The following is a 24,972-nucleotide window of genomic DNA, read 5'->3' on the forward strand; positions in this document are numbered from 1 at the left end:
CAGGCTATAAAATGAGTGCTGTTGAGAGGTGAAAAAGGTGAAAGCATATTTTCAGACAGATCAAGGACGCGTCAGACCCCATAATGAAGATGATGGCGGCGTATTTTATAACCGGACAGGCCAGATGCTTGCAATTATTGCTGATGGGATGGGTGGTCATCAGGCGGGAGATGTCGCAAGTAAAATGGCTACATCCTTTGTCCGGGATAAATGGCAGCAGACCGATGACTTTAATTCATCTGAAGCATCTGAGACATGGTTGAAGGAAACCCTTGAGGAAGCGAATCTTGCCCTTCTGGAACATGCTCAAAATAATGAAGCATGTGCCGGTATGGGAACGACAGTAGTCGGCGTAATTTGTACAGATGAATTTATCGCTGTTGCCCACGTCGGTGACAGCCGGTGCTATAAGTTGAGTGGCGAGGGGTTCGTGCAAATAACGGAAGATCATTCATTGGTAAATGAACTCGTTAGGTCTGGTCAGATCAGTGAGGAGGATGCTGAACACCACCCGCGTAAAAACGTTTTGTTGAAAGCACTTGGGACAGAAACAGACATAGCCGCTGATACCCAATCAATGAAATGGGAGCGGGAAAATAAACTCTTGCTGTGTTCTGATGGTCTGACCAACAAGGTAACGGATGAAGAGCTTTCATCTTTTATTAAGAAAGATCCAGATCTTGGGGCAGTCAGTAATGACATGGTCGAACTTGCTAACAATCGGGGTGGAGAGGACAACATATCTCTTGTTATTGTGCATCATGATACAACCGTGGAAGAGGGTGAGACCTAATGCTGGACGGTCATCTGCTGAATGAACGTTACAGGATAAAAGGATCCATTGGCGGCGGCGGTATGGCCGACGTTTATCTTGCAAAAGATACGATTCTGGATCGTAACGTGGCAATTAAAGTATTACGCCTTGATTATGCCGATGACGAAGAGTTCATTGCCCGATTTGACCGTGAAGCGCAATCAGCAGCAAGTTTGTCCCACCCGAATATTGTAAGCGTTTATGATGTTGGAGAAGAAGATCGGCTATTATTCATGGCTATGGAGTATGTGGATGGATTAACACTTAAGGAATACATACAACGTTATGCACCGATTGGTGTGGAAGACGCGTTGGATATTATGACGCAGATTACATCAGCCATTGCCCAGGCCCATGACAACGACATCATACACCGGGATATTAAACCGCAGAATATTTTAATTGATACATATGGTCAGGTGAAAGTAACAGATTTTGGAATTGCGATGGCTCTAAGTTCAACGGCATTAACCCAAACGAATTCAATTCTGGGTTCTGTTCATTACTTATCGCCCGAGCAAGCCCGCGGAGGGACAGCAACCAAGAAATCCGATATCTATTCGCTTGGGATTGTCCTATTTGAACTGTTAACGGGGAGACTGCCCTTTTCAGGCCAATCACCTGTTTCAATTGCCCTGATGCATTTGCAAAATGATACACCGTCAGTAAAACGGTATAATCCGGACATTCCGCAATCCGTGGAAAACATTGTGTTAAAGGCGACAGCCAAAGACCCTTTTCATCGTTATGATTCAGTATATGATATGGAAGATGATCTGGAAACGGCACTGGACCCGGAAAGGCTCAGTGAAGAAAAATTTGTTCCCCCCGAAGAAGAGGGGGAGGAAACAAAGGCTATTCCAATTATAACCGATAATCAAATAGAAGAAGATCCAAGTGGTGATACGATTGCTGGTCCGCCAAATGATACCACGAAGTCATATACGGCCGAAAATAATAGTGATAAGGATGAGAAACCCGGAAAAAAACGGCGACGAAAAAAGTGGCCGATTATCCTTGGGATCATCTTTTTGTTGCTGGCGGGAGGATTAGCGACACTGTTCTTTATTCCCGGCGTGTTTCAGCCTGAAGACGTTGAGATACCTGATGTGAGCGATATGCAATATGAAGAAGCATTATCCGATTTACGTGACATGAATCTGAATACCGAGCGTGAGCAAATGTATTCGGATGAGGTTAATGAGGATGCTGTTATACGGACAGAACCGGAAGCCGGGGAGACCGTAAAAGAAGGAGATAACGTGACGCTTGTTGTCAGCCAGGGAAAGGAAACAGTAGCATTTGAAGATTATGTCGGCCAGAACTTTGATCAGGTCAAGCGTATACTGGAAAATCAAGGATTTACAGATATTTCAGCGAACGAAACGTATTCAAGTGATTATAACACAGGTGAAATTATTAGTCATGTTTCCCCTTCTGCGGGGACGGAAGTTATTCCGGGTGAAGCAGAAGTTGTGTTTGAAGTCAGCAGGGGGCCTGAGCCAATCAGCTTGAATAACCTGAAAGGAATGACCGAGCGGGAAGCGATTAATGCCGTGGAGGGGCAGGGCTTGAACGCTTCAATTAAGCAGGAAAACTCCGGCAGCACACCGGAAGGCGAGGTTATCCGCCAGGAACCCGAAGCAGGAACCGAACTGTCTGCGGGTGATACCGTTAATGTTTATATTTCGACAGGTCCCGAGGAAAAGCCGCCGGTCAATCACGAGGAAACATTTACGGTAACCTACAACCCGCAACAGGAAGATGAAAACAGTGATGAACCGGTAGAACAAACGGTCAAAATTTATATTGGTGATAATAATCGGTCGATTTCAGAGGTGTACGAAGAATCCAAGATAACCGAGGACAGAGAATTTACAATCTCGCTGACAATAGCACCCGACAGTGTGGCAAATTATCGGGTTCTACGCGATGATGAAGTGGTAATCGACAAGTCGATTCCATATGAAGAAGTGGAAGGTGAATAAATGGCTGAAGGCAGAATTATGAAAGCAATAAGCGGATTTTATTACGTTAAGAGCGGTAATAGCATATTTCAATGCAGGGGGAGGGGTATATTCCGCAAACAAAAGGTTACACCGCTTGTCGGTGATTTTGTGGAATTCGATAGTGATAATCCGGAAGAGGGATATATTCTTTCCATCAAATCGAGACGTAATATGCTGATCCGGCCTCCGGTGGCGAATGTAGATCAGGCAATCATTGTCAGCTCAGCTATTATGCCTGATTTCAATCCGCTCCTAATGGATCGTTTCCTTGTGCTGATTGAATCAAAGGAAATCAGTCCGGTTATCTTTATTACGAAGAAGGACCTCCTGTCTGACAAAGAAATGGAATCGATCATGACCTATGAAAGGCTATATAGGGAGATTGGTTATCCAATCGAACTGGTTTCTTCCAAGGAACTTGAGGACCCTGATCGTTTAAAAAGCTATTTTTCTGATCAGGTCTCTGTCATAGCCGGGCAATCAGGTGTCGGTAAATCATCATTGCTGAATGCTCTCAATCCTTCCCTTGAGTTAAAAACGGACGATATATCTGAAAGTCTGGGGAGAGGAAAACATACGACAAGACATGTCGAGCTGGTCGAGGCGGGTGATGGTCTTGTAGCTGACACACCAGGTTTTAGCTCGCTAGACTTCAATGAAATCACAGCTGGTAAATTAGGTGATTGCTTTCCGGAAATGGTTGAACTGAAAGCAGATTGCAAGTTTCGCGGCTGCCTTCATAATAAAGAGCCTGGGTGTGCAGTGAAACAGGCCGTAACGGACGGACAAATTGCTTCAGGCCGCTATAATCATTATCTTCGTTTTTTAGACGAAATTAACTCACGAAAGCCGAGGTATTAGTATGACGAAAATAGCACCTTCTATATTATCAGCTGATTTCTCCCAGCTTGGTAAAGAAATTCAAGAAGTTGAACAAAGCGGCGCAGACTATATTCACGTTGATGTGATGGATGGCCATTTTGTTCCCAATATCACGATTGGGCCACTTATCACGGATGCTATTAAGCCGCACACGGAATTGCCATTGGATGTGCATCTGATGATAGAAAACCCGGATCAGTATATTCCTGCTTTTGCAAAGGCGGGCGCATCAATCATCACGGTTCACCAGGAAGCTTGTCTGCATTTGCACCGCACGATTCAATTGATCAAGGATCAGGGAGTAAAAGCAGGAGTCGTCATTAATCCGGCGACGCCTGTTGAGATGATTCGGGACATTATTCATGATGTTGACCTGGTGTTACTTATGACCGTTAACCCGGGTTTTGGCGGTCAATCATTTATCCACCGTGTTGTGAAAAAAATAGAACAGGTTGCAGCCTGGCGAGAACAATACCAATTATTGTTTGAAATTGAAGTTGACGGCGGTGTCAACCATGATACGGCACAATTATGCACGGATGCCGGTGCTGATGTGCTGGTGGCGGGAAGTGCCGTATTTAAGCAATCTGACCGCAAACAGGCAATCAGTGAAATTCGCCAGGCTGCGGAAAAGGCGGAATAATCTGTGTCACACATTGCTATTATGGGAAATGGGCCGCAGCAATTGATACCGGACCTATCCCGATACGAACCTTTTATTGATGCTTGGATCGGCGCTGACAGAGGTTCACTGACATTAATTGAGAATAATATAACACCGGATTACGCTGTCGGTGATTTCGATTCCATGAGTGATCCGGATAAAGACATGGTTCTAAATCAGTCAAAAGTGTTTGAACAATATCCCTCTGAAAAGGATCAGACTGACCTTGAAATTGCGCTGGAGCAGGCTTATGCGTTAAATCCGGAAAAAATATATTTATTCGGAGTTACAGGCGGACGCCTTGATCACGAATTGATCAATATTCAGCTGCTTTATTCCATAATGGACCGGAACATTCAAGGGATGATTACGGATAGTCAAAATCAGCTCGAATTAACGGAACCCGGCACACATAGAATCAGTTATGACAAGAACTATCCCAACATTTCTTTTGTTCCATACACCCTTTTTGTGAATGGGCTAACACTGGAAGGTTTTTATTATCCACTGACCGATGAGACGGTGTCCTGGGGATCGACACTCTGCATTTCAAACAAGCTTATTTCAGATTTTGGTACTTTTTCGTACAACGAAGGCATACTATTAGTAATAAAGAGTCGTGATGTCCAGTAAATGCGATTTCATTGAAAGCTTTGTTTGTAAACAGAGGAGGCGGAGAACTCATGAAATTTTATACTATTAAGCTCCCAAGGTTTATCGGTGGATTTGTAAGGGTAATCGCCGGTGTTTTCAAAAAAGATAAGTAATGATGTTTAATCGGCTTTTGTCATGTTAGTGGCAGAAGCTTATTTTTTTGGAGTTTGGGGTGGAGGAAAAGAGTTATTATGAAAGATTTTAGCATTAGAGCCTGGCCATATGCCAAGTTATCTAATTATATGCTATCGAATAAGATTGATTGCAAAAAGGCTAAGTAATGTGAAATTTCAATCAGTGGGGACTGGCTGCCTGTTGCATGCTGGATAAAAGCGGGATAAAAAAAGCATCCTAACTTAGGGATGCTTTTTGATGATGCATTCATTTGTATTCTTAAACGCGTTGTACTTTGCCTGATTTCAAGGCGCGGGCAGATACATAAACACGTTTTGGCTTGCCGTCCACCATAATACGTACTTTTTGAACATTCGCTTTCCAATTGCGTTTATTTGCATTCATAGCGTGGGAACGATTATTTCCGCTGCGGGTTTGACGTCCGGTCACGGTACATTTTCTAGCCATTGTAATCCCTCCTGTTAAAAACTGTTTCCTACAATTACTTATCCAATTTATCATAGTTGTTGCTGTAATGCAATTACCTGCGGAGAACAGTAAGTTGACATTGCATTCAGCGAGGCTTTTTGCGATCCGGCTGTCGGCTAGGGACTGGGGCTGCGTGTCATGCATGATAAAGAAAAATTGCTTGACAGAACAGAGGTAATCATCCATTGTTATAAGAGGCAAATTCATCAAACGCTTTTAATAAATGCAGGCTTATAGTAAAATAACCGTATAATGCGTGTTCAAAAAAAGAGGACAAAGGAACATTATGAGCACGGTGTCAAAGGAGGATTATGATGTCCATAGAACTCAATACAAATGATGGTCAGGTAACCATTACGAATGATGTGATATCTACAATTGCAGGCGGTGCAGCCGTTGAATGCTATGGTATTGTCGGCATGGCATCGAAAAGTCAAATAAGGGACGGTATTGCCGAGATTCTTAGGAAAGAAAACTTTTCAAAAGGTGTCATTGTCAGACAAGAGGATACTCGCCTCCATATTGATATGTATATAATTGTTAGTTACGGAACGAAAATTTCAGAAGTTGCGCATAATGTTCAATCACAGGTGAAATATACACTGAGCAAATCTTTGGGTCTTGAAATTGACTCGGTGAATATTTATATTCAGGGTGTCCGTGTGGCGAACGATTAAGCGTGACACCGCGGATTGCCCGCTTTTGTTTTATTGTTGTTATGAGGGAGGAAAGTATTGTGACATCAGAAACGCTAAACGGTGCGATGTTTACGCAGATGGTACTTTCAGGTGCGCACCATTTGAAAAATAATGCCGAGAAAATAGATACGTTAAATGTTTTTCCTGTTCCGGATGGTGATACCGGTACGAATATGAATTTATCAATCACTTCCGGTGTGGAAGAAGTGAAAAAGTTAAATAGCGAAAATATTTCAGAGGTAGCCAACGCTTTTTCAAAAGGGCTGCTGATGGGAGCACGCGGAAACTCCGGTGTTATTTTGTCTCAGCTTTTCCGCGGGTTTGCAAAAGGGATGAATCAGAAACGGTCGCTCTCAGCAGAAGATCTGGCCGATGCTTTTGACAGTGGGGTCAACACAGCGTATAAAGCGGTTATGAAACCCGTTGAAGGCACCATTTTGACCGTAGCCAGGGACGCAGCAAAAACAGCAGCCGATGAAGCGGGAACAGAAAAGGATGTAACCGCTTTAATGGAGGCGGTCGTAACCGAAGCCAAGGCATCACTGAAACGCACCCCTGATCTTTTGCCTGTATTGAAAGAAGTGGGTGTGGTGGATTCTGGCGGCCAGGGACTTGTCACGATTTATGAAGGGTTTCTGGCAGCACTGAAAGGTGAAGATGTCCCCGATTCAGATGCAGATGACATTGAAATGGATGAAATGGTCAATGCTGAGCATCATAAAATCGCTCAGGATTTTATGGATACTTCAGATATAGAGTATGGTTACTGCACGGAATTTATGGTCAGATTTGAAGCGGACAAGCTGAAAAAACATCCGTTTGATGAAGAAACATTCCGCAATGAACTGAGTGAATATGGCGATTCACTTTTGGTTGTCTCGGATGACGAGCTTGTCAAAGTTCATGTCCACGCGGAATATCCGGGTGACGTGCTGACACTTGGACAGCGTTTTGGTTCTTTGACAAATATGAAAATTGAAAATATGCGTGATCAACATATAGCCATTGTCGGTGAAAATAAAAACGCGGGACAACAGGAAAAAACTGAATATGCGATTGTGACCGTGGCAATGGGCTCCGGAATAAAAGAACTGTTTGAAAGTCTTGGGGCAGCAGTTGTCATCGAAGGCGGACAAACAATGAACCCGAGCACTCAGGATATCGCAAGTGCAATTGAAAATGCGAATGCAAATAATGTCCTCATTTTGCCGAACAATAAAAACATTGTAATGGCAGCTGAACAGGCTGCGGAAATGGCCGAAGTCAACGTCGCAGTTGTATCAACCAAGACAATACCACAGGGTATAAGTGCACTGCTGGCTTTCCATCCGGAAGCAGCCGTTGATGCGAATCAGCAATCAATGGAAGCTGCCGGCAACGAAGTTAAAACCGGACAGGTTACATACGCAATCAGAGATACGAAAATTGATGGCATGACAATTGAAAAAGGTCATTTTATGGGGTTGGCAGATGGATCGATTAAAGCTTCCAATCAGGATAAAATCGAAACCGTTAAGTCATTGCTTGCTGAAATGATTACGGACGATGATGAAATTCTGACCATACTTCAAGGTGAGGATGCCAGTGATGAGGATGTAACAATCATTCAGCGGTATGTTGAAGAAACATTTGAAGACATTGAAATAGAAGTTCATAAAGGCCACCAGCCGATTTATGCGTTTATTCTTTCCGTAGAATAAAAATCTAAGGCTCTTTTCGCAACTATCGTTGATCTTTAACCTAACAGTTGATATAAACTGCGACATAGTGAAAATTTCAATAAGGAATGGTCCTATCATTCTGATTATCGATAAGTGCTTTGAGACGCTCCGGCAATATACTTCGCTTTCCATGGGCACGGCCTCAGCCTCCCCGAAAAGCAAAGATCGCTTTTCTGCGGGGTCTTCGGACACGTGCTTTTCCCATAGGAGTCTTCGTATATTGCCTCCGCTGAGAATTGCTCACTGTAGTTTTATTCGATATGGCGAAAAAAGAAACGTTAGTAACGATTTAAACCAGCAGCTGGAATATGCGAGACGCCTGTGGGACAGCGAGCCTAAGAGACCCCACAGCGAGCGTTCTTTGCGAGCGAGGAGGCTCGTGGTGAGCCCACGGAAAGCGAGTATATTCCAGCTGCGTCTCCAGAAAGCTTACCTAAATGCTCTAATAAGACTTTACGTCGCAGTTTATGGATTTTATTCCAAAACATCATTTCAAGATAGGCGTTAAATCTGAAAAAAGCCTCCCTGACTGTAAAGGGAGGCCATTTTTATACTCCGATCATTTGCATGATAAAATAAAACAAGAACAAGCTGGAAATAATCAGCAGTATTGCCGAAAAATCCTTGTGTTTGGACATAGCTACTTTCACGATCGGGTAAGCAATAAATCCAAATGCCATCCCATCGGCAATACTATAGGTGAATGGAATCATCGCTACAATCAGGAAAGCAGGCAATGCTTCTGACAGGTCATCCAGCGGTATGTTTCGGAGATTTTGTGCCATCAGCACCCCTACAATAATTAATATTGGACTGAAGGCCGCATTCGGAATCATGGAGATCCAGGGTATGACGAACAGCGTTGCTAAAAACAGCAACCCCGCCGTTACAGCAGCTTTTCCCGTTTTTCCGCCAGAGGTGATGACAGCAGGATTTTCTGCAGCTGATACCGTTGGCGATGTTCCAAAAAACGCACTCATCAATGACGAAAATGCTGTCGACCTGTAAGCCTTATTATAGGTGTTATGCCGTTTCAGCATATGAAGCTGTCCGTGCAGCAGTCCCATATTTTCGAAAATAAGAATAATGGTCAGCGGGAAAACAGCCAGCCAAAATTCCAGCTCACCAATTGCTGAAAATGATGGTATGAACAGCACATCGTTCGTACTGATTTGAATTGACTGTTTTGTTGGCTCAAGCACTCCAAACCCGTATGCAAGGACGGTTCCGACAACCATCGTAACAAGGAAGTTCGCCTTGATATTTTTCATAAATAAAAATATCGCAATAAACAATGTCAGCAGACTGACGATAAATGCAGGTGATGTAAAATCACCGATGGCAACAATCGTTTGTTCTCCGCTTACAACAAGACCGCTTTTTTCAAGCCCGATTAAAATAAGGAAAAAGCCGAGTCCGGCTGTAATCGCATGTTTTAATGATTCGGGAATTGCCTCTTTCAGTACACTTCCCAGTTTTGAGAAGGCTGTTACAACAAACAGAATGGAGGCAACGAGGACAACCGCCAAACCTTCCTGAAACGAAAGACCAGTGCTTCCGACAATGGAGTAGGCAAACAAAGCGTTTATCCCCATTCCGGGAATAAGGATGAGAGGGAGCTTAGCGTACAGCCCCATAAGGATGGTTCCGGCAAAACTGGCTAGAATGGTGGCGGCCATACCGGTTTCAAGCGAAACACCCGCTTCATTCAGTATTGATCCGTTGACCACCACTATATAGACAGTCGTCAAGTAGCCGATTAATCCGGCCGTCAAGTCTGTAGGCCATGTTCCCCTTGCAGGTTGTGATCTCATGTTGTCTTGATAGGACATATGATACACCGCTATTTTACTGCCCCTCTCCCGCCCGATCATACATTATTTCAACGTACAACCCACAAGTGATTATTATAGAGGTATTATATTAAGAAGTCAATCATATCAGTGTTTATGAGAGCTTTAGAAGTTGAAAATTAGCCGTTTGCCACCGTCCTGCCACCGTAATTATTTTTTTCGGTGGCACGGCTAATTGTTCATGAGGTTTTCAAAAATATCTACGGTTTTATCACTCATTTTTTCGGTTAGATGCGAATAAGTATCTAATGTAAGACTGGTTTTCTTATGCCCTAACCGTTTCTGTATATCTTTAATGGGCGCACCCTGCTCTAATAACAAAGTAGCATGGGTGTGCCGCAACCCATGAAAGTGTAAATCCGTACCAAGTTGCTTATTCATTTTATTTAAATAATATTTAACATGTGTTGGGCTGACAAAATGCCCGTTTTCTTTTGTGCAGAGGAAATCACTGTCAAAATAAAACTCACCGTATTTTAGCTTGTTTTGTTTCTGCCATGTCTTATGGCGTTTTAGTATACTAATGAGTGTATCCCCTATTTTAATATCGCGATACGACAACGCTGTTTTAGGCGTTCCAATATCCCATCGGCCATTATGGTCTATCATCGTACTGTCAATTGTAATAGTACCTTCCTCTAAATCTACACAGCGCCACTTTAAAGCACAGACTTCCCCGAGCCTTGCGCCGGTATTCAATCCGATGTGAAAAGGCAAATAAAGCGTGTTTTCCTCATTTAAATAGCTTATAATCTGTTTAATGGATTGCATGTCCAGTATCTTCAAATCATCCCGTGTGGGCTTTCTCCGTTCCTGTCTGGGGAGTTCGACATATTGCATCGGATTATCCCTCAATAACTGGTACGGAAATACAGCTTGCTTTAATGATCGTTGCATTACAGCGCGTATTAATGATAATGTCCGGTGTTTGTATCCTGCGCGCTGTCTATTATTCAAAAACGTTTGCAGCCTTTCTGGTGTGAGTGATTTTAGTTTCATGTTTCCTAATGACGGGTCAATGTGATTTTTGATAATCCCACGATAAGCCACAGCTGTATTATGTTTTAAATTCATTTCGACGTATTCTTTCAACCAAAATTGAAAGAAGTCATGGACGGACGTTTGCGAGGGTTCAAAGACGATGCCTGTATTTTCGTACTCGCTCATTTTCTGCCGCAGCACTTTTTCGGCATCAGCTTTTGTTTCAGCATTTGTTTTGCGTTCAATTTTCTTTCGTTTACCATCGACGATTCCCAAGTCAAAGTAATAATACCAGGTTCCATTTCGTTTTCTTACACCGCCTTGCACGTTATCCCTCCTATAAAAATGGGCGGGAGCTACCCGCCCTGATTAATACCTAACGTTAGAAATTAATCTTGTTCCACAATATAGATGACGACTTTTCCGTGGATTTTTAAATCAGAGTTAGTAGCATTCATGATATAGTCAGTAAATCTAGTGTCGTTGGAATCCGGTTTAAAAATCAGTTTGTCGTCATGTTGATAAAACCGTTTAACCGAATATTCGTGTTCATCACTAAATACCACAATGTCGCCGTTGTTTAGGTTTGCTAGTTTAGTAGGTTTGACAGCTATTAGTGACTGATGTGGTATAACACGATTCATAGACTGACCGTTTATCCGCATGAGGAATATGTCATCTTGTCCTGCCCATTTACCCATTATTGAATCGGGGATGCTGATATAATCCATGTCACTGTTTGTAATTGCCAATATGGCTTCCGGTAGGCCAGCGGCGACGTTGGCAGGTACGAATGGGTAGTTGTTTGATAGTGTGGGCAAGTTTTTTTCAGTTTCCCAGCCCATTAAATATGCAGGTGTTACCCTCAACACCTTCGCTAAAGGTTCTAGTATATCTAATGGCATATTCTCTATTTCGCTACTTTCATATCTGTATATAGTAGCTCTATTTTTACCCAACTTTTCAGCGACATTATCCACACTTAACTTCAATTGCTTTCTTCGGTCTTTAATTCTATTTCCTACGCTCATTTTTTATCACCTCCTTTAAATCAATTATATATGTATAATCGCATATTTGCAACAAATAAAATAGATTGGACAGTATTTTTTAAAATGATTTGCGAAAACGCCTTGCACTTCGTCAAAAAATGACTTATCATTTAAATAATCGCATTATATGCAAATTAAATTGGCGGAAAGGGGGATGAAAAATGGTAAACATCATGAAACTCAAAGGGAAAATTGTCGAAAACGGAATGAATGTCGGCGACCTTGCCAAACAAATGAAAATTGATAGAGCGACATTTTACCGTAGAATGAACGATAACGGCGACACATTTACAATCAAAGAAGTTCAGCAGATTTGCAAATTATTGAATTTGACGAATGAGGAGGCAATCTCTATTTTTTTAATATTAAAATCGCATTAAATGCGAAATATTGCATCGATTAGAAGGGAATTCAACGAAACAATTACAGATTTTTAACTTTGAAGAAAACGAAATCAGAACAAACAATTCCCGATGATGAAGAACCATAGTGTATCTGGAGAGCAGTTGCGGGATGTTTCATTCTAACAGAAAGGGAGGACTAAAGGAGGTATTTAATGAATCAACTACACACCGTAACCGAAGCAAGCAAGATTTTGGGCGTAAATCGCAATGCCGTATATGCCTTAATCCGATACGGACACCTACAAGGATTGAAATTGGGCAGCATGAAAGTATCAACGTTTGAATTGGACGATTTTATGAAGCGCAATGCTGGCAAGGACTTTTCGGATTTGTCGAATGTTAAGGACTTGGAAAAGGAGGAAGCTAAATGAACGAAAAACAAGAAAAAGGCTGCTATATGTACAGGCTCACACAATCATTAGGATTGTTTATGGAAGGCGACTACCAAAAATCAAGAAAAACAGCTTGTGCTACAGTATATGCAACGTTATCCGGGAAATGAAGTGAAAAAGGTAAAAGGTTGGTTTGCGGTTTGTGAGATACATAGATAGGGGGTGCGGCGATTGGCTAAATACCGGCAAGTTCACATTGATTTTTGGCAGGATGGCTTCGTTTTGGACCTAACACCAGAAGAAAAGTATTTCTACTTGTATTTAATGACCAACAGCAAAACAACGCAATGTGGCATTTACGAACTGCCAAAGCGGATTATCGAAACTGAAACGGGGTATAACCGCGAAACCGTCGACAAGCTTCTCGACCGGTTCAAAGAGTATGGAAAAATTCTTTATAACGAGTCGACCAGGGAAATTATGTTAGTGAATTGGATTAAATACAACTGGATCAACTCAAAAAAAGTTCTTTCTTTAATTAATAAGGAACTGAATGATGTTAAAAATCATGAGTTCATAAGGATTTTCCTGCAAAAATGCAAAGAGTATGGACATCGTATAGATACCCTATCCATAACATATAAAAACGGTATGGATGAAAAAAACGAAAAAACCCATAATGACGCGGGTTTGATACCGTATGAATACCCTATGGATAGTCTATCAATAGACTTGGTGGAAGAAAGAGAAGAAGAAATAGAAAGAGAAGGAGAAATAGAAAAAGAACAACAACAACAGACGTCAGCAATCATTCAATTTTGGGATGGTAACGGATTCGGGTTAAATAATATTCAGGGAAAAAACCAGCTGTTGTCGTGGTTGGACGATTCATCATTTAAGCAACCTGAAAAAGTTATACGCAAGGCTATGGAGATAGCATGTGCCAACAATAAAAGACAGTTGAATTACATTGAGGGGATTCTCCGAAACTGGGAAAACCAATCGTTATTGACACTGGAAGAAATCGAGTACAGCAAAAAAGAACATAAGAAACAAGCTGCTACGAATGATGGTTATAATTATGGATTTTAGGAGGACTTCCTGATGGAAAGTATTAAACAGCATATATCAACTCCAGAACAAAAACGACTTCAAACGTTTGTGTGTGATGGTTGCCATCAGCACATATCACAAACAGAATTGATTATCCCTTCTGGACCACGCGAAGGGGGGCGAGTCATAGCCAATTACGGATGCAGATGTGAAGATATCAAGTTGGCAAAGGAAGCCGAACAAAAATACAACCAGCTCAAGCATCGTAATCTGATGGACAGATTTAATTATTATTCGTTGATAAATGACTCGCTGAAAGAAGCAACATTCGATGATTTTGATGCACCTGACAGCAACTTAAAGCGGGCTAAAGAAAAGGCATTGGCGTACACCCATTCGTTTGATCGAAAACAGAATCTCTTATTGACAGGCGATTATGGAACCGGAAAAAGTCATCTTTCGGTTTCGATAACGAAAGCGTTGATGAAAAGAGACTATGAATGCTTGTTTCTCTCACTTCCAAAACTGCTAACGAAGATCAAGCGAACCTATAATACAAAAGGTGTCACAGAAGATGAGCTGCTAAACGTTATTCAGCGTGTGGACTTATTAGTGCTGGATGATATTGGGGCGGAACAAAAAACAGAATGGTCGACGTCTAAACTTTTCGAAATACTGGATGATCGCTCGGGTAAAGCAACCGTTTATACGACCAATTTAAGTAGTGATGAACTCAAAGAACGGGTGAGTGAACGGAATTTCTCAAGAATGATGGACAATACAAACGTTATCGTCATGAATGGCTCAGATTACAGAAGGAGGAGTTTTTAAGATGTGGCAAGGCATGAAAAGCGTGATGGTGTTTGACCCGAAGGATAGCCAAGTGGAGACCGACAGGAAATGGCGGGAATGGATGCAACATAAAAGCGCCGTTGGTGACAAATATGTACCAACGGCAGCTGAAACAAGAAAATATCTTAATAAATTGGAAAACAGAAAGCAACGACACGCCTAAATATCAAACTTTCTGATGTCCAAGGAGGTAGCTTCAATTATACCATGCTTAGCTGATATGTGAAATCGTCAAATAGATAATCTTAATCGAGGAGGGCTAAGGTGCAAGCCATTAATAAACGTGATGAAGGAAAGATCCTGATTGAAGCTGGATATTCTGAAGCCCATCTTATTTCTGAGGCATTAACCATGTATCGTTTATGGCTGGAAACGTTACATGGTAGGAACAGCGAAGAAGAAATGCTGGTAGGGGCGTTAAGGCATACAATTATGAATCCAACGGTAAACGGAACGTGCCATGAAATGGAAGGAAGGTCATGATGAGTGAACAAATAATCCGGCAATTAAGCGTTTATGAATACTTGGGAAAAGCGTATGATCCTTTATTTCATGCCATTTGCCATATTCAACAAGGTTCTTCAAAGCATATTCCAGAAATTAAAGTGACGCTCACAAAAAATCAGCATGGCCTATACGAAATGGCATCAGAATCTAACCATGAATGCTATTCAAATAAAGAAGATTTATATGATTGTGTCAATAAGATTTTAAGTTATAGCTTACTAAGGGGGAAGTAATCGTGTCTCAAATTGTTCAAGCATACATGAATCAAGAATGGGATTATTATGATGTGAACCTGGCTAAAGCTTTGGAAGCTACCGAACAAAATGATTTGGATCATGCCTCAATATATTTTCAAAGGATAGCATGGGTAATGCATTCATTGGCTAAGCATCATCATGCCAATTGACGAAAATCAGGGTTGAAATCAATATCTAAGATGTCAGAAAGGGTGAATCGCTTCATGCAATTCAGCTCGGATGTTGAGAACATATTCACGCAAGCCGAAATTGAAGACATTTTAAAGGATGAACAAAATTTCTATATTGAACATGCGGAAAAAAACTGGCTAAACCGGTATTTTAAAGTTAAAGCAATGGCAAACGAAACGCAAGTACCGAGCATTGTTTCTTCCATATCGGATATGCCTCATGGGTCCAGCAATTTCAAAAAGAGCAAGACGGAAATGTATGCCATAAAGGCAATACAAGCATCAGAATGGTTGGAGACGCTACATTCAGCCATTCAATCTTTAAGTTCAATTGAACAAGAGTTGGTTGAATTAAAGTATTTGCGAAAACGAAATGATGGATCAAGGTATAGTGATGAAATTATTTATCCCCAACTATACATTGGAAGAAAGAAATACTACAAAATGAAAAGAGAAGCATTAGATATATTGGGGCGCAAACTGTATGGGGCTTTTTCTGAAAGAGGATATTCTTAATGATTACTTTTGTTCATACAGTTGAGTGAATTTCATAATTCTTAACCCTTCTGTCGCAAGGGCTCAAAAACATAAAAAAGGAAGTACCTCCCCAAGTCTTGTATAATGGTAGTTGACTAAAACATCCATAAAGATTGGAGGAGTACTCCCTATGACCATTATACGACAAACGAGCTTATTTGGCATCCAAGAATTATATGAAATGGAACCTACCCAAAAATATGAGGCCATCATTTCCGCAATTGATTTGGATGCCATTTATCACGAAATCACTAAAAAATCGCGACTTGGTGCGCCTGAAGAGCTAAATTATGCAGCGATGGTTATTTCCATTTTCATTCGTTATGTTGAACGTATCCCAACCATGAAAGACTCGATAAAGCGCCTAAATGACGACATTGCCTTCAAATTGAATTGCGGATTCCTGGTTTCTGACAGTATTCCTTCTGAAGCTTCCTATTCCCGGCTTTTAGCGAAGCTGAGCGAATCAAATGCTTTGGAAAAAGCACAGGAAAACGTTGTCCTTCAAGCCATTGCGGAAGGGTTTATCGTTGATGATACAGTCGCCATCGATGCAACCCACTTTGAAGCACGGGATCAGGCACCGCCTAAACAAGAAAAGTCAAAGCCGGAACCAAAAAAGCACGGCCGCAAATCCAAGGAAGAGCGTGATCAGTGGCTGAAGAAACAAGCTGAAAAAGAAGCTAACATGGCACTTTATGACAAGCGAATTGAAGCCCAATTGGGCGTTTCCTTAACCGAACTGCGTGATGAAGTTCCCCGGGATCCCCAATGGGGCGTCAAGAAAAACAGTAAAGGCAAAAATGAATCCTGGTTTGGCTATAAAGGCCATCTGGCGGTCGGTGCATCGAGTCAATATATTTTACAATCCCTTTTTTCATCCGCAAATCTGAACGACGGAAAAGCTGCGATTCCTTTACTGAAAGGGATGGATGAAAGCTTGCCTCTTTCAGATCTGCGTTATCAGACGATGGATGCCGGCTATGACTTTGAACCGATTTATGAGCAAGTCTACCAAATGGGGCAGCAATCCATTATTGCCTATAACAAACGAAATGAATCGGAACCGATTGGATTTGATAAGCATTTTGCCCCAACGTGTTTCCGTGAACATTCATACCGCTATGATAGTTACGATGCCAAATATGAAACCCTAAAGTACACGAGCCCGAAGGAATGCAAAGACTGCCCTTTAGCCAATGAAGGCCTATGCCAAAAAGTGTTCAAGATGAAAATCACCAAAGATCTCAGACGATACACAGCGCCAGCCCGGGGTTCCAAAGCTTGGGATGACATCTACAAACGTCGTTCGGCAGTTGAGCGTGTTAATGCGTATTTAAAGGAATTTTTTCAACTCAACAATGTTCGTCATCGTACAGGAAAACGCGCCAAAGTTCATTTTGATATCGTTACCTTGATGTATAATGCTTCAAAACTAGCTGCAGATCGTATTAATGCGAAGCTAAACCAACAACAGGCTGCCTAGCAAGCTGTTTAAAGGAATTTTTAAAAAATCCATTTTAAAAATTCTGCAGGTCTTTGTGTTTTTAAAAAGAGCTATTATGAAATTGATTCAGTTAAGAAAACGTTATTCGCTATGCTGCTTATATTTTTGTTTATTGCTTTTTCAGTTTTCTGTGGTATTGTGTTTTTGTCTCTCTTTCAGTGGTTTATGCACACTGACTTTTATTTAAACATGGTCAACTCACCTGAATTTTGGATGTGGGTGCTAGGAATTCCATTCGTCATTCTCTTTCTTATTTTTTGCACAAGGATTTAACATGAACCAACTGATTAACAAATTTGATTTGATCCATGATAATTCAATTTTAGAAATAAATTTAAAATGAAGTTGCGAAGATTTTCCCCTTTGAGATATGATTATCTTAAGGGGTTTTTCTATGGAAAAAACTCTGATGGACTATTCCATTAACGGGCCATATTGTTGAATAATTTTATTAACATCTGGGGGGATAAATGACTGAACACAAAAATAATAATTTATTTAATAAGGATGATGTTTATGAGAGATTATTATTCAAATATATATTGGCATTTTACGGGTGGACCTAAGGTGGATTGGGAGTTCGTTAGTTCCCCAAAGGATCTCTGGAATCAACCGACTAAAAGTTCACAGGAATCCTTTAATATTTTAACATCAATTTTATCATCAAAAAAATTAATTGGAAATAGCACCGAAAAGGTCTCTTCAACCGAGTCAACGGAAAAATTTTGTTGTGTTTGTGATATTCCATTGAAGTATTTAGACAACCACAAAAGGTATTATGGGGATGTTGCCATAGGATTTAGGGCGAAATCCATACACCCAAAATTCAATCCTGTTCTGTATATAGATATAGAAAATGCTCCTTTAATCTTCAGTGATCGAAAAATAGACCCTGATAAAACATTTAATGAAAATTCACCAGCTGGGGAATTCTTAGATTATATTTTAGGATTGGATAAAGAGAGTCTTGGCTCCTTATCTAGTTTTATAAAGAATACCAAATTTAGCGAAAGTGATGAGGAATCATTTTATGGGGAAAGGGAATGGCGCTGTTTAGGTGACTTTCATTTTAAAGAAGATGATGTAGAAGTCATTATTTTACCAGACAGGTTTAAAAGTGATTTAGAAAACTTTTTAGCTGAAAATGGACTGAATCTGAATTGGGTTACAATTTTATCATGGGAATTAATATACAAATTGTGAAACCTTGCGATTATCCTGCAAATACCTCATGGTAGTTGTACTAGATGTATAAAGACTGAAAAAGGGGGCATTTCATGGAAGAACAAATTATTAAAGGTGTGGTGGCTATAGTAGTAGCTATCATAGGTATCTTTGCAGGTGGCAAGTGGTATTTTAACAAAAGAAAAATCACTCAAAAAAATGGTGAGAACCAAATTGCTATACAGGATTCTGATAATAATGAAGTGAATGTGGGTGAAAAAGATGAGTACAAAAAAGAAAATTAGTCAAAAAGATGCAGATGTACAAGTTGCCATACAGGATTCTGATAATGCTCAGGTTAAAATAATTAACAGTCCTATTGATTATCTTGAGGACCTACTTCATTCTGGAAATCTTGAAGAAGCTGCTCAATTTTTGGGCAGGATTCATAGGCTATCTGAAAGTGCACATCCAGTCAACCCACACTATATTTTTAAACCTGTTTCTATTGGAAAGAAGACTGTTTTTGATCATGTTCCTGTAAATGAACAAGTCTCAAAAGATTACCCTTTAAAATACAAAGCCAACTTTACAATAGTTGATCAAAAGTATTCAGGGGAAACAAAAACATTTGATGAAATATTAGAGAAAGCCACTATTAATCAAGATGAAATTGAAATAAATATGAAGGATATAGAAACTTGGATTGGGGACATGAAAATTGATGATGAAGGTACATTGATGAGGGAGGCTGTAAAAAGTGCGAAGTGGAAAATTATGCCTCAAGAATTGCCCCCTCCAATGAAAATTAAGATTGTAAAAGAAGATGATGTTGATGATATTACAATCATTGATTATATTGAACTTTCTTTAAGTGATATTGATAATGAAAGTAATGTGATAGTTTTTGATAACTCTAAGCAAGCCTCATCTCCTCACCTTGTAACAGTAACAATAAACAAAGGTTCTTTTGATAAACAAAAAACCAAAGGCAAACTTATGGAAGCTGATTCAAAGGTCAATATTTCAATTAAGGAAGAACATCAGGGTAATGTAAATGCAATCTATAAACTAGATATATTTGTTTTGAATACTTTAAGGAGTCAAAATTTTAGACTTGTAAACTTAGAGACTGGGGAAGCTTTTGTTGTATTAAAAAATTATAATATTAATAAGGAGGCTTCCATTTCAAAGTTAGAAGAGGAATTAGTCTTTTTAAAAAAGTTAATTAAAATTGAAAAGTACTTTAATGTTAATTTCTCTATATCTGAAAAAATAGAAGCTGATGATCATGAATGTGTAGAAATATTGTGCTCAATAATTGAAGATAGATCATTAAAAGGAACATTTGATGAGCTAAATTTAGAATGTCATTCAAGGGAAAGCCTTGATGGTTTAATACGTTATGAAAAACAAGAAAAATTTTGGTTTATGATAACACAATCAGTAGTTATTGAATTATTTGGACAAACCATTACAGGAATTGAATCAAGAAAAGAATTTAATAATGTATGCTTAAAAGACCCTGAAAAGGCGAAAAGAAAATATGCTGATATGGAAGATGGTGAGACTGTAAAATTAAAATTTGTCCCTGGCTCCAATAATCAATTAACTAAAACATTTAAATATGTAAACGATGAAGGGTAATTATGGGTGGAGAAAACGTTCTAGTATAGACACTCAAACCAGCCATCCAAACATCACTTCGAGATTATTCATAAACATTTAAAGAAACAGATAATATAGGTAAATTTATGACGTTTTGAAAAAGGTGATCTTTCAAATGAAATGCAAGAATTAATACTTAAGGCAATCAAACAAGGTTTCACTCCATTAATTAAACATAATGATCCTGATACGCTTGATTTTAATCCACGTTCAAAAGATGATTCATGGATGATTGTTTGGTATTCTACTGATGAAGAAAAAGTACTCAAGGCTTTAGCTAAATTTTTCATTGTGATTTTGTAAACATACCTTATAGTGACGTTGACTTTCACATATGTTAGTTCTGTCACCAACCGCATTAGGTTATTGATTATGAAAAGATAAGGAGGAAGATAAATGAAAGATGAATTAGTAAGTTATAGGGTAGGTGGATGGTGTTATTATGGAATTAACATTACACAAAATCCCGCATTTAAGGAAACAGATAATGTAGGTAAATTTATGACGTTTGGAAAAGGTGATATTTCAAATGAAACGCAAAAAATAATACTTAAAGCAATCAATCAAGGGATAACGCCATTAATTAAACATCCCGATCCTGACCTGCAAGATTTTAATCCATATTCAATAGATGATTCAAAAGATGACTGGGTGATAATTTGGTATTCCACTGATGAAGAAAAGCCCCTAAAGGGTTTAGCAAAATTTTTAATTGATCATGGACTAGTGAGAAAAACCAAAAACGGTAAATACTATAATATTTCATTTAAATATGACAAACAAACCCAAAAAGGCGAATATGGAGAGCAATTTAGGCCTTCCATTTCCTTAAATAATTTGATGGATTTGAATACCGGGCAATTCTATTAAAATATATAGGGAAAATGAATGGGTTATAGAAAACAAAGCCATTGATCTAAAAATAGATGTTCCATGTAAATAATGTTATTCCTGAAAAGGGCGCCATTCCGGAATAAGAATTGCGTTCTTTTCTCCTGAGAGTGAACCATTTTGGGGAGTAGAATATGTTAAAATTTAAGTAGGTCATTGACCAAAACCAATGGTTAAAGGAGATCTTGAAAATGCCGTGGTCAGATATTAGCTCATTATTAATTATAATTGCACTTGCGTGTTGGTGCTTTAGTTTAATGCGTAAAAACGACGCTTTAAAACGAGAAAACAACAGACTGTTAAAGAAAACTGGGGAATATGAAGATATAAAAAGTGAAGCAAAGGAAATATTAAGCACTTCAACTGAGGTAAAGGCCGTTAAATCATTAAGAGAGAAATATGGTTTGTCTTTGGTAGATGCAAAAAAAGTTGTGGATTCAGTAAAATAGAGTTGCTGGCATTTAAACAATCGGGCGCTTATCCGGAATAATGGTTATCATGCCTAGCGCTCGTATAGCGTATCGGGCTAGATTGTTGCATAAAAATCCGTTCTGTTTATGCAAGAAACTAAATGGAATACTAACCATAAAATACATTAAAAAGTGAGGATATATAATGGTTGCGAAAACTAAAAAGGATTTTGATGGGTTAAAAGCAATTGGTAAAATTTGTGGAGAAATTCGAGATGAATTAGTCCATAGTGCGAAACCTGGAATTTCCACAAAAGAACTCGATGAAATTGCAAGAGAGACGTTTGAAAAAGCGGGGGCACAATCTGCACCAAAAGGAGAATACGATTTTCCTGGATATACGTGCATTAGCATAAATAAAGAAATAGCTCATGGGATTCCGAAGAGAAAACGGATCATTCAAGAAGGAGACATTGTAAATATCGATGTTTCAGGTTCAAAAAATGGGTATTTCGCAGATACTGGAATTTCCTTTGTAGTAGGGAAAGGAGAGACAACTTTACAGAAAATATGTGACGTTTCTAAAGAAGCGTTCGATATTGGACTTAAGAAGGCAAAACCAGGATCGAAAAAAAATGCGTTGGGCAAAGCTGTACACAATGTAGCGAAACGGTATGGCTTAACAGTCATAAAAAATCTTACTGGACATGGCGTTGGGCGTTCGATTCATGAAGAGCCAAAACATATTTTCAATTACTACACCCGCTGGGATGACGAAATTTTAAAAGATGGTATGGTAATTGCGTTTGAACCTTTTATCTCCACATCTGAAGAGGAAGTTTTTCAATCCGAAGATGGTTGGACCTTCCTAACCGATGAAAGCTTTGTCGCTCAATACGAACATACGATTATTCTCACGAATGAAGGACCGATTATTACTACAGTGTAAAAACCCTAGTACCGCAAACGGGCGCAAATCCGGAATTGGCGCCTGTACCATATATGGGGAATCAAATTGAACAATAGAAGGGTTTTTGAGCAATCGAGAAGAATTTTTCGCATTTATATGTGATAAACTTAAAAAAATTGATTCTAGAACGTCAATAAGGAGGATTCTCTCATGGCGAGTGCACCAAATAACAAGAGAACGGATTCTGCCTCAAGAGTGATAATGACATCACCGCAAACCATTTATCAGTCATTCTTAAACCCTGAAGCATTGGTTTCTTGGCTTCCGCCAAAAGGAATGTCGGGTCATATTGATATGTTTGAACCCCACGAAGGTGGAACTTATAGAGTGACTCTCACGTACGAAATAGATCAATCAAACCCTGGGAAAACTTCAGAAAACACTGATGTAGCTCAAGGGAAATTTGTGGAGTTGGTTCCGGACAAGCGAATTGTGCAATCAGTAGAATTTGATTCCGAGGACCCGGCGTTCTCGGGCGAGATGACACAGAAATGGCTCTTAGAAGCCATTACCAGAAGGCACAAAGGTCACTATCGTTTGTGAAAACGTACCTGAAGGAATACGAAAAGGGGACCACGACACAGGTTTAAGATCCACACTAGAGAATCTGGCTAACTTCACTGAATAACATGAAACAATTTTGATGCCTTTGTAAATATCATCAATCTTAAGCAATAGGGCGCGATTATCTAATAAAATCGCGCCAATATCGCACATAAGGCCCAGATTGTTGCATAGTAAGTAATCCTGCACAAGTGTGCACGATAAGTCGGATAATGTACTATACTTCCTGCTATTCTATTGATGAAGGGAGCATTCCTGTCACGAAAAAATTTGAGGCTTAACAAAAAATGAGCCTCCTTGGTATCATACGGGATGTCGATCGATCGACTCCTAAATTAACCAAACCAAGGAGGACTCAAAATGAATTATAACCGTAATAAGAAGCTGAAGCAAATCACACCAGAAACATTGGTAGTCGGAATTGATATTGCGAAAGGAAAGCATGTTGCACGGGCCGTGGATGATCGTGGCTATGAATTTGGCAGAAAAGTGGTCTTTGACAATAATATAAGCGGTTTTGAGCGGTTGATGACATGGGCAAATGAGAAGATGGCAGACCACGGTAAAACACATATCCTTTTGGGGTGTGAACCGACTGGTCACTACTGGTTTAATCTCGCTCATTGGGCCAAAGAGAACCATAACGCATTCGTCGTTGTCAATCCCATGCATGTAAAAAAAGCCAAGGAATTCGATGACAATTCGCCATCGAAGAACGATACGAAAGATGCGCACGTGATCGCTCAGTTGATAAAAGACGGCCGATACGCAGTACCCAATCTTCCGGAAGGTGTTTATGCCGAACTTCGGGAAGGCATGAAAATCCGCGATCAGTTGTCTTCAGATATCCAAATGGTCGAAGGGCGCATCGATAATTGGCTGGATCGGTATTTTCCTGAATTCCGTACCGTTTTTAAAAGCTGGCGGGGAAAGGCTGCACTCTACACCTTAGAACACTTTCCACTACCCGGGGAGATCACAGCGATGACAGCCGAAGAAATCCTGGAGCATTGGCAGACGGTTGTTCAACGTGCCGTAGGCAAGAAAAAAGCTGAAACGTTACAAAAAGCTGCCAAGCAGTCCGTGGGTCTTACGAAAGGTACTCGGATGGGAAAACGGGAACTCGGGACGCTACTCCAGCAATATCATCAGTTGCAGCACGAGATGGCAGATACAGACGAAGCGATTAAGGGTTTGGTTTTTACGATTCCAGGCGCGAAAGAAATGACTGCCATTAAAGGCATCAACGTGATGACCGTGGCGAACTTCTTTGCCGAGGTGGGAGATATCACCCAATTTGAGCATCCCCAGCAGATTCAAAATCTTGGAGGACTCACCTTAAGACTGCATCAGTCCGGCGTTTACAAAGGGGAAACGAAAATAACCAAACGGGGACGAAAGGGGCTCCGGAAGACGTTATACCTGGCTGCCCGTTCCCTGGTGCTTCATAACCCATACTTCCGGAAACTGCATGACTATTATAAGTCACGATCTGATCATCCGCTCAAACCCAAAGAATCGCTCATTGCCCTTTGTAGTAAGCTGATTCGGGTATTCTTTGTCATCGGTACAAAGCAATGTAAGTTTGATGGTGAAAAAATGCTTAGCGATATACCTCAGATGTGTACACAGGAAGCAGCTTAAAAGGAACAAAACGTCACCAAGCTAACTTGAAAACGAAGACATGGGCAAACAATTGAAGCGCAGAGCCGATCTTCATCCAATCCATTAGGGCACGGACCCCATAGCCATCAA

32 protein-coding genes are annotated in these 24,972 nt (G+C 40.2%); 28 read left to right on the plus strand and 4 right to left on the minus strand.

Features of this window, described 5'->3' with window-relative positions:
* Positions 1 to 37: 37 nt before the first annotated feature.
* The 6 genes from ON01_RS07900 to spoVM are packed head-to-tail and all read left to right on the plus strand — an operon-like array spanning position 38 to position 5,136.
* Positions 38 to 793, plus strand: a complete 756-nt coding sequence (locus tag ON01_RS07900; RefSeq protein WP_010530490.1) for a Stp1/IreP family PP2C-type Ser/Thr phosphatase — start codon at positions 38 to 40, stop codon at positions 791 to 793.
* A complete protein-coding gene (gene pknB, locus ON01_RS07905) occupies positions 793 to 2,802 on the plus strand; it encodes a Stk1 family PASTA domain-containing Ser/Thr kinase (RefSeq protein ID WP_010530491.1) in 2,010 nt (669 codons plus the stop codon). Before ON01_RS07900 ends, pknB begins: the two co-directional genes overlap by 1 nt.
* Positions 2,803 to 3,684, plus strand: a complete 882-nt coding sequence (rsgA, locus tag ON01_RS07910; RefSeq protein ID WP_010530492.1) for a ribosome small subunit-dependent GTPase A — start codon at positions 2,803 to 2,805, stop codon at positions 3,682 to 3,684.
* Between the two features lies 1 nt (position 3,685).
* Entirely contained in the window at positions 3,686 to 4,348 is a 663-nt protein-coding gene (gene rpe, locus ON01_RS07915) for a ribulose-phosphate 3-epimerase (RefSeq protein WP_010530493.1), read from the plus strand.
* Positions 4,349 to 4,351: 3 nt separating this feature from the next.
* On the plus strand, positions 4,352 to 5,002 hold the full coding sequence (locus ON01_RS07920) for a thiamine diphosphokinase (protein WP_010530494.1): 651 nt from the start codon (positions 4,352 to 4,354) through the stop codon (positions 5,000 to 5,002).
* A gap of 50 nt (positions 5,003 to 5,052) precedes the next feature.
* Positions 5,053 to 5,136, plus strand: coding sequence for a stage V sporulation protein SpoVM (gene spoVM / locus ON01_RS07925; RefSeq protein WP_010530495.1), 84 nt, complete (start codon positions 5,053 to 5,055; stop codon positions 5,134 to 5,136).
* Positions 5,137 to 5,416: 280 nt separating this feature from the next.
* On the opposite strand, the gene rpmB is transcribed toward spoVM, so the two are convergent.
* On the minus strand, positions 5,417 to 5,605 hold the full coding sequence (gene rpmB, locus ON01_RS07930; protein WP_010530496.1) for a 50S ribosomal protein L28: 189 nt from the start codon (positions 5,603 to 5,605) through the stop codon (positions 5,417 to 5,419).
* Between the two features lie 335 nt (positions 5,606 to 5,940).
* On the opposite strand from rpmB, the gene ON01_RS07935 reads away from it, so the two are divergent.
* Entirely contained in the window at positions 5,941 to 6,303 is a 363-nt protein-coding gene (locus tag ON01_RS07935) for an Asp23/Gls24 family envelope stress response protein (RefSeq protein WP_010530497.1), read from the plus strand.
* 59 nt (positions 6,304 to 6,362) lie between these two features.
* Positions 6,363 to 8,024 (plus strand): DAK2 domain-containing protein, encoded by a 1,662-nt coding sequence (locus ON01_RS07940; protein WP_010530498.1) that lies wholly within the window; start codon positions 6,363 to 6,365, stop codon positions 8,022 to 8,024.
* A gap of 569 nt (positions 8,025 to 8,593) precedes the next feature.
* On the opposite strand, the gene ON01_RS07945 is transcribed toward ON01_RS07940, so the two are convergent.
* From ON01_RS07945 to ON01_RS07955, 3 genes are all read right to left on the minus strand, one after another.
* The gene (locus ON01_RS07945; protein ID WP_245544990.1) at positions 8,594 to 9,877 is read right to left on the minus strand and encodes an NCS2 family permease; all 1,284 of its coding nucleotides are present in this window, start codon (positions 9,875 to 9,877) and stop codon (positions 8,594 to 8,596) included.
* A gap of 192 nt (positions 9,878 to 10,069) precedes the next feature.
* Positions 10,070 to 11,206 (minus strand): tyrosine-type recombinase/integrase, encoded by a 1,137-nt coding sequence (locus ON01_RS07950; RefSeq protein ID WP_010530500.1) that lies wholly within the window; start codon positions 11,204 to 11,206, stop codon positions 10,070 to 10,072.
* A 62-nt stretch (positions 11,207 to 11,268) separates the two neighbouring features.
* Positions 11,269 to 11,910, minus strand: a complete 642-nt coding sequence (locus tag ON01_RS07955; protein WP_010530501.1) for a LexA family protein — start codon at positions 11,908 to 11,910, stop codon at positions 11,269 to 11,271.
* Between the two features lie 182 nt (positions 11,911 to 12,092).
* Between ON01_RS07955 and ON01_RS07960 the strand changes: the two genes are divergently transcribed.
* The 20 genes from ON01_RS07960 (at position 12,093) to ON01_RS08045 (ending at position 24,861) form a co-directional block, all read left to right on the plus strand.
* The gene (locus tag ON01_RS07960) at positions 12,093 to 12,311 is read left to right on the plus strand and encodes a helix-turn-helix domain-containing protein (RefSeq protein ID WP_010530502.1); all 219 of its coding nucleotides are present in this window, start codon (positions 12,093 to 12,095) and stop codon (positions 12,309 to 12,311) included.
* A 176-nt stretch (positions 12,312 to 12,487) separates the two neighbouring features.
* Positions 12,488 to 12,706 carry a helix-turn-helix domain-containing protein gene (locus ON01_RS07965; protein WP_010530503.1) on the plus strand — a complete coding sequence of 73 codons (219 nt, stop codon included), beginning with the start codon at positions 12,488 to 12,490 and terminating at the stop codon, positions 12,704 to 12,706.
* The gene (locus ON01_RS20055) at positions 12,703 to 12,837 is read left to right on the plus strand and encodes a hypothetical protein (protein ID WP_280990981.1); all 135 of its coding nucleotides are present in this window, start codon (positions 12,703 to 12,705) and stop codon (positions 12,835 to 12,837) included. The genes ON01_RS07965 and ON01_RS20055 overlap by 4 nt, the downstream gene beginning before the upstream one ends.
* Before the next feature lie 61 nt (positions 12,838 to 12,898).
* Positions 12,899 to 13,759, plus strand: a complete 861-nt coding sequence (locus tag ON01_RS19205; protein WP_010530504.1) for a DnaD domain-containing protein — start codon at positions 12,899 to 12,901, stop codon at positions 13,757 to 13,759.
* A gap of 12 nt (positions 13,760 to 13,771) precedes the next feature.
* A complete protein-coding gene (locus ON01_RS07975; protein ID WP_010530505.1) occupies positions 13,772 to 14,551 on the plus strand; it encodes an ATP-binding protein in 780 nt (259 codons plus the stop codon).
* Position 14,552: 1 nt separating this feature from the next.
* On the plus strand, positions 14,553 to 14,735 hold the full coding sequence (locus ON01_RS07980) for a hypothetical protein (protein WP_010530506.1): 183 nt from the start codon (positions 14,553 to 14,555) through the stop codon (positions 14,733 to 14,735).
* A 101-nt stretch (positions 14,736 to 14,836) separates the two neighbouring features.
* Positions 14,837 to 15,055: a hypothetical protein gene (locus ON01_RS07985; protein ID WP_010530507.1), complete on the plus strand. Its 219-nt coding sequence runs from the start codon at positions 14,837 to 14,839 to the stop codon at positions 15,053 to 15,055.
* Positions 15,055 to 15,312 (plus strand): hypothetical protein, encoded by a 258-nt coding sequence (locus ON01_RS07990; RefSeq protein ID WP_010530508.1) that lies wholly within the window; start codon positions 15,055 to 15,057, stop codon positions 15,310 to 15,312. The genes ON01_RS07985 and ON01_RS07990 overlap by 1 nt, the downstream gene beginning before the upstream one ends.
* A 2-nt stretch (positions 15,313 to 15,314) precedes the next feature.
* Positions 15,315 to 15,485, plus strand: coding sequence for a hypothetical protein (locus ON01_RS19500; RefSeq protein WP_175284940.1), 171 nt, complete (start codon positions 15,315 to 15,317; stop codon positions 15,483 to 15,485).
* 54 nt (positions 15,486 to 15,539) lie between these two features.
* Complete coding sequence (locus ON01_RS07995) at positions 15,540 to 16,022, plus strand: ArpU family phage packaging/lysis transcriptional regulator (protein ID WP_010530509.1); 483 nt, start codon at positions 15,540 to 15,542, stop codon at positions 16,020 to 16,022.
* Between the two features lie 151 nt (positions 16,023 to 16,173).
* Positions 16,174 to 17,529 carry an IS1182 family transposase gene (locus ON01_RS08000; protein WP_010530510.1) on the plus strand — a complete coding sequence of 452 codons (1,356 nt, stop codon included), beginning with the start codon at positions 16,174 to 16,176 and terminating at the stop codon, positions 17,527 to 17,529.
* A 537-nt stretch (positions 17,530 to 18,066) separates the two neighbouring features.
* Entirely contained in the window at positions 18,067 to 18,753 is a 687-nt protein-coding gene (locus ON01_RS08005; protein WP_010530511.1) for an abortive infection system antitoxin AbiGi family protein, read from the plus strand.
* 74 nt (positions 18,754 to 18,827) lie between these two features.
* Complete coding sequence (locus ON01_RS08010; protein ID WP_010530512.1) at positions 18,828 to 19,019, plus strand: hypothetical protein; 192 nt, start codon at positions 18,828 to 18,830, stop codon at positions 19,017 to 19,019.
* A complete protein-coding gene (locus ON01_RS08015) occupies positions 18,997 to 20,361 on the plus strand; it encodes a hypothetical protein (RefSeq protein WP_010530513.1) in 1,365 nt (454 codons plus the stop codon). The genes ON01_RS08010 and ON01_RS08015 overlap by 23 nt, the downstream gene beginning before the upstream one ends.
* Positions 20,362 to 20,502: 141 nt before the next feature.
* Positions 20,503 to 20,685, plus strand: coding sequence for a hypothetical protein (locus ON01_RS08020; protein ID WP_010530514.1), 183 nt, complete (start codon positions 20,503 to 20,505; stop codon positions 20,683 to 20,685).
* A gap of 93 nt (positions 20,686 to 20,778) precedes the next feature.
* The gene (locus ON01_RS08025) at positions 20,779 to 21,252 is read left to right on the plus strand and encodes a hypothetical protein (protein ID WP_010530515.1); all 474 of its coding nucleotides are present in this window, start codon (positions 20,779 to 20,781) and stop codon (positions 21,250 to 21,252) included.
* A gap of 212 nt (positions 21,253 to 21,464) precedes the next feature.
* Entirely contained in the window at positions 21,465 to 21,722 is a 258-nt protein-coding gene (locus tag ON01_RS08030) for a hypothetical protein (protein WP_010530516.1), read from the plus strand.
* A 166-nt stretch (positions 21,723 to 21,888) separates the two neighbouring features.
* On the plus strand, positions 21,889 to 22,632 hold the full coding sequence (map, locus tag ON01_RS08035) for a type I methionyl aminopeptidase (RefSeq protein WP_010530517.1): 744 nt from the start codon (positions 21,889 to 21,891) through the stop codon (positions 22,630 to 22,632).
* Positions 22,633 to 22,803: 171 nt separating this feature from the next.
* Positions 22,804 to 23,196: an SRPBCC domain-containing protein gene (locus tag ON01_RS08040; RefSeq protein ID WP_010530518.1), complete on the plus strand. Its 393-nt coding sequence runs from the start codon at positions 22,804 to 22,806 to the stop codon at positions 23,194 to 23,196.
* Between the two features lie 381 nt (positions 23,197 to 23,577).
* The gene (locus ON01_RS08045; RefSeq protein WP_010530519.1) at positions 23,578 to 24,861 is read left to right on the plus strand and encodes an IS110 family RNA-guided transposase; all 1,284 of its coding nucleotides are present in this window, start codon (positions 23,578 to 23,580) and stop codon (positions 24,859 to 24,861) included.
* Positions 24,862 to 24,972 lie beyond the last annotated feature (111 nt).

The organism is Lentibacillus jeotgali (assembly GCF_000224785.1).
GTDB classification, from domain to species: domain Bacteria; phylum Bacillota; class Bacilli; order Bacillales; family Amphibacillaceae; genus Lentibacillus; species Lentibacillus jeotgali.